The sequence below is a fragment of the Jatrophihabitans sp. genome (assembly GCF_036389215.1).
Lineage (GTDB): Bacteria > Actinomycetota > Actinomycetes > Mycobacteriales > Jatrophihabitantaceae > Jatrophihabitans_A.
In genome coordinates this window covers 1-5,001 of record NZ_DASVQG010000225.1, presented here as the reverse complement: position 1 = coordinate 5,001, position 5,001 = coordinate 1, and the positions used below count along the sequence as shown (strand labels likewise).

The 5,001-nt window shown below is 72.4% G+C and carries 4 protein-coding genes; 2 read left to right on the top strand and 2 right to left on the bottom strand.

Translation table 11 applies throughout. The features are described from left to right. Positions 1-1,677, top strand: a 1,677-nt coding sequence (locus VF542_RS12490) for a CDP-glycerol glycerophosphotransferase family protein (RefSeq protein WP_408652034.1), incomplete at its 5' end; no start/stop codon positions are given. On the opposite strand, the gene VF542_RS12485 is transcribed toward VF542_RS12490, so the two are convergent. Then, complete coding sequence (locus tag VF542_RS12485) at positions 1,674-2,732, bottom strand: glycosyltransferase family 2 protein (protein WP_408652033.1); 1,059 nt, start codon at positions 2,730-2,732, stop codon at positions 1,674-1,676. The genes VF542_RS12490 and VF542_RS12485 overlap by 4 nt on opposite strands. 352 nt (positions 2,733-3,084) lie before the next feature. Here VF542_RS12485 and VF542_RS12480 point away from each other — a divergent pair, with 352 nt between their 5' ends. Next, positions 3,085-4,755, top strand: coding sequence for a DUF6020 family protein (locus VF542_RS12480; RefSeq protein ID WP_408652032.1), 1,671 nt, complete (start codon positions 3,085-3,087; stop codon positions 4,753-4,755). Here VF542_RS12480 and VF542_RS12475 read toward each other — a convergent pair. Continuing rightward, on the bottom strand, positions 4,665-5,001 hold a 337-nt coding region (locus VF542_RS12475), incomplete at its 5' end, for a hypothetical protein (protein ID WP_408652031.1). The genes VF542_RS12480 and VF542_RS12475 overlap by 91 nt on opposite strands.

The window sequence follows — 5,001 nt, the reverse complement described above, 5'->3', positions numbered from 1 at the left end:
CAGGTGCTGGTCACGGTGTTCCTGCTGCGCGCGGGCGAACTGTCCCGGACCCAGCTGGCGGTGGTGGTGACCGCGGTGATCGCGCACCGGGTCCTGGTCGGGCTGTACCAGGGCCTGTCGCTGATGATCAACCGGCGCCGGCTGCGCCGGGTGGAGACTCGCAACCTCGCGGTCCCCGGCGAGCAACTGCCGCCCCCGCTGCCCGGCTGGCTGCAGCGGCCGGACGCCGCCCTGATGCTGCACACCGAGCTGTTCCTGACGGCCGGCCTGGTCCTGGCCTACCTCATCGACTCCTACCGGGTGATCCCGGTGGCGGCGGTGCTGATGGTGGCCGGCGCGCTCGCCTTCTCGCTCGCGCTGCTGCCGCAGCTGATCGCGCTCGACCGGCTGCCCCGCAACGAGGACCGGCTGCTGGCGGCGCAGGAGGCGGTGCTGGCTTGGCACCCCGAGGTGATCCTGCACTTCTCCGGCGGCGTCCGGGCGGTCTACCAGGTCAACATGTGGCTGGAGACGATGGAGCGCCTGGACCGCCGGGTGCTGGTCCTGCTGCGCGAGCGCCGTTACCTCGACACCTTCGGCGAGACCACGGTGCCGGTGCTCTGCCTGCCCTTCACCTCGGACCTGATGAACCTGCAGCTCCCCGATGCCGGGGTGGCCCTGTACGTCGCCAACGTCGGCAAGAACATCCACCTGCTGCGGGTGCCCACCCTGAAGAGCGCGTTCATCGGGCACGGCGACAGCGACAAGACTGCCAGCTTCAACCCGTTCACCAAGGTCTACGACGAGGTCTGGGTCGCCGGCGAGGCCGGCCGGGACCGGTACCTGCGCGCGCAGGTCGGCGTCCGGACCGAGGACATCGTGCTGGTCGGCCGGCCGCAGCTGGACGGGATCCACGAAGCGGAGCCCCGGCCGGCCGGTGCGCCGTTCACGGTCCTGTACGCGCCGACCTGGGAGGGCTGGACCGAGGACCCGAACTCCTCCTCGCTGATCGCGATGGGCCGCGAGATCATCCGGATCCTGCTCGACACCCCCGGCGTGCGGGTGATCTACAAGCCGCATCCGCTCACCGGCACGGTGTCCCCCGCCGCGGCCGAGGTCAGTGCCCAGATCGTGACGATGCTCGGCGGCCCGCCGCACCTGGCCGTCCTCGGCCCGGAGATGACGCTCTACGAGTGCTTCGACGAGTCCGACGCCCTGATCAGCGACATCTCCAGCGTGGTCTCTGACTACCTGCGCTCGGAGAAGCCGTACTTCGTCAGCAACGGCGCCGGCATACCGGATGCGGAGTTCCGCGATCAGAACCCCTCCGCCGCCGCCGCGTACCTGATCGAGCCGGGCGTACGACGGCTGCGGGAGGACCTGGCCGACGCACGCGGCGCCGACCGGCTGCGGTCACGGCGCCGAGAGGTCCGCAGGTACGTGCTCGGCGATCCGAACGTCTCCGGTATCGCGCAGTTCGCGGCGGCCGTGGACGGCCTGCTTGCCCAGGCTCAGGCGCGGGCCGCGATGGTGGCGGCCAGCGGCCAGCAGGACCTGCCGGTCGGGCAACAGTCGGGGCCGCAGCTCACCGACGACACCCGCCTTGCCGACGACACCCGCCTTGCCGACGACTCCCGCCTTGCCGACGACACCCCGCTCACCGACGACCCGGCCGCCGGCCCGGTGGCTCGCCGCTAACGTGCCCGGGCGCGCACCTTGCGCGGGCTGGTGAGAAAGCCCCAGCCCCAGCTCAGGTGCATGGTGGCGAACACCAGCGGCAGCCGCAGCGCCTCGCCCGGTGCCAGCTTGCGCCCGACGACCGCGCTGGCCGCCAGGTTGGCCAGCGCGTACCCGGCCGGCGCGAGCAGCCCGATCCGGCGCCCGGTGGCCGCGAGGGCGAGACCGCCGGCCAGCCCGAGCACCGTGACCGGCGGGACCAGATAGGTGGGCCGGATCGAGTCCGGATGCTGCTCGATCACCGCCCGCCGCCATTGCGCGCTGTCGCGGTACTGGACGGCCAGGGCCCGTAGCGAGGCCCGCGGCCGGTAGAGGACCCGCAGGTCCGGCGTGAACCAGACCGTGCCGCCGTTGCGGCGCAACCGGTGGTTGAGCTCCCAGTCCTGGGCGCGGGTGAAGCGCTCGTCATAACCGTCGACCGCGGCGAGGGCGTCGCGCCGGAACACCCCCAGGTAGACGGTGTCGGCCGGGCCCGGGTCACCGCCGTAGTGGAAGCGCCCGCCACCGACACCGAACGGCGAGGACATCGCGGCCGCGACGGTGCGCTCGAACGGTGTCGTCCCCTCGGCGGCCATCACACCGCCCACGTTCACCGCGCCGGTCTCGGTCAGCACCTCGACCGCGCGGCGCAGGTAGCCCGGTGGCAGCAGCGAATGCCCGTCCACCCGCGCCACCACCGGCGCGGTGGTCGCGGCCACGGCGGCGTTGAGACCGGTCGGCGTCCGCCCGGTCGGGTTGGGCACGACCACCACCCGGGGGTCGGTGGCGGCCACGGCGGCGGCCACCTCAAGGGTGTCGTCCCGGGACGGGCCGATCGCGATCGCGACCTCCAGCGGACCGGGATAGTCCTGGCTCAGCACGCCGGTCAGCACGTCGAGCAGGTGCCGGCCCTCGTTGCGCACCACCAACACCACCGCGATCGGGGGCCAGTCCCGCGAGTGGCCGGCGGCCTGCGGCTGCGGCGCTACGGTGCCGGCAGAGCCGTCGGCCGGGACACCCGCCGCCGCGGTGGGCACCGGGGCGAATGTGGTGGCCGGCGATCGGGGACCGCCGGTTGCGGGGCCGGCCGGTGGTGCGGGCCGAGCCGAAGAGGTGTCGTTCGTGGTGATCGCTCCCTCGGCGTGACGTCGGGTGCTCGGGCAGCGTCTGTGGTCGAGATCGCCCAGCCCAACCCGGATGGCTGCCAGCGGTCGACGGCTCCGGGTGCAGGACGCGGACCACCCTATCGTGCCCGGTTCGGGCGATGCCCCGACGCGGCACCGGCCGCCGCGGGAGGGCGCGGGGCCACTTCCCGCGAGGGTTGGGCAGACACGTCCGGCGCGGCCGTGCTGGCCGGGGCCGGGGACGCGCCACGTTAGGGTGGCTCCCATGACCTCGCCACGGGTGCTCGATCGGCTGCGCGTCAAGCCGGGCTGGGCATTACCTATCGCCGTCTTCGGGTGGGCGCAGCTCGTCCTCCTCGGATGGTGGGCGGGCCAGTGGCCCGGCCTGCTCAGCGCCGATTCCGTGCGGTACATCATCCATGTCACCGGCGGTACCTGGACGGCCGACCACTCCGTGCTCTACGACTCGGCGGTGCTGGCCTCGCTCAACCTGACCGGCAACGTCGCGCTGCTGACCTTCGTGCAGACCACCGTGGCGGCGGCGTGCATCGCCTACATGGTGGTGGCGCTGCGCGCGGTCGGGGTGCCGGGACGGTGGGGCGCCCTCGCGGGGTGCCTGCTGCCGCTGCTGCCGAGCTTCGGGGCGTTCATCAGCACCGTGTGGAAGGACGTGCCGTTCGCGCTGTGCGAGGTCCTCATCACGGCCACCACGCTGCAGCTGATCGCCCACCGCAAGGCCAGCACCGGCTACCGGCAGGTTCCCCGGCGGCTGTTGGTCGCCCTGGGCTTGGAGCTGCTCGGCTTGACGCTGTTCCGCAACGACGGCTTCCTGCTGGTGCTGGTGATCGCGGTGGTGCTCGCCCTCGCGTGGAAGGGGCTGCGGCTCGTTCCGCTCGGCCTGGGCGCGGTGGCCATCCTGATCTCCTTCGGCGCTCAGGCCTTCGTCTACCCCGCGATGGGCGTCAAGCCCGCGAACTCCAGCTTGTCCTACGGCCTCTTCGACGCCGACATCGCACTGGCCTACGCACAGGAGCCGGATACCTTCACCCCCTCCGACCTCGCCCTGCTGAGCAAGGTGGCCCCGCTCGCCGCCTGGAAGGGGGCGGACAACTGCTACAACAGTGACGGGCTGTTCCGCAGCAAGGGCTTCAGCCTGGTCAGGGCCGACCAGTACCACAAGCAGCTGTTCGCGCTGTGGTGGCGGGTGCTCGAACGCAGCCCGGTCACCGTCGTCAAGGGGCGGCTCTGCCGTGGCTCGGTCGCCTGGAGCGTCATGCCACCGCCTTCTGACAAGGCCCTCCTGGGCCGGGTGGTGACCAGGGTGCCCAGCAATCTGTACAGCAACTCCAGCCGTCAGATCCCCGCCGACATCAGGCAGAACCTGGCCACCCAGCCGCTGAGCGACAAGCTCGGACGAGCGGCCCATAAAGTGCGGGTGGAGACCGGCAAGCTCCGGTACCAGTGGTGGATGTGGCGGGGAGCGACGTGGTGCTACATCGCCTACCTGGTGCTGCTGGTGGCCGCGCTCCGGCTGCGGCGCTGGGACCTGCTCACGGCTGGGGTCGCGAGCCTGGCCAACCAGCTCACCGTGCTGGCGGCCAACCCGGCGCAGCTCTACCGCTACATGGTCGGGCCGATCTTCGTCGGGTTCCTGCTGCTTCCGCTGCTAGCGGCGGCGGTACGGCGGCCCGCGGTGGCGGCCGGATCGCCGGCCGGGCCCGGCCAGGAGCCGACCGGGCTCGCCAAGGATCCAGCCGCCAAGGACTCAGCCACTCAGGAGCCGACCGCGAAGGACCCAGCCGCTCAGGAGCCGACCGCGAAAGAGCCGGCCAAGGAGCCGACCGCTCAGGTGCCGGAGGCCTCCGGGGCCACCCGCGCGGTCGAGCCGGACGCTGACAGCACCAGCCCGGTGCCACCGGTCCGCTCCAAGAAATAGGTCCGCAGCGGGTAGTCCCCCGGATGTACCGCGGCCTCGAAACGCAGCACGGCCACGCCGCCGCCCTCGCCTCCTTCGCTGGCCAGGGTGGCCGGCACCCGCATCGAGTCACCGAGCAGCACTTCGCCGTCCAGCCGGGTCTGCCCGACGCAGTGCACGGCAGGCATCGCCAGGGTGACCTCGACCCGCAGGGCGTTGTTCGGTCCGGGCTGGGCAGTCACCCGGGCGTCGGACGCGGCCGGACGG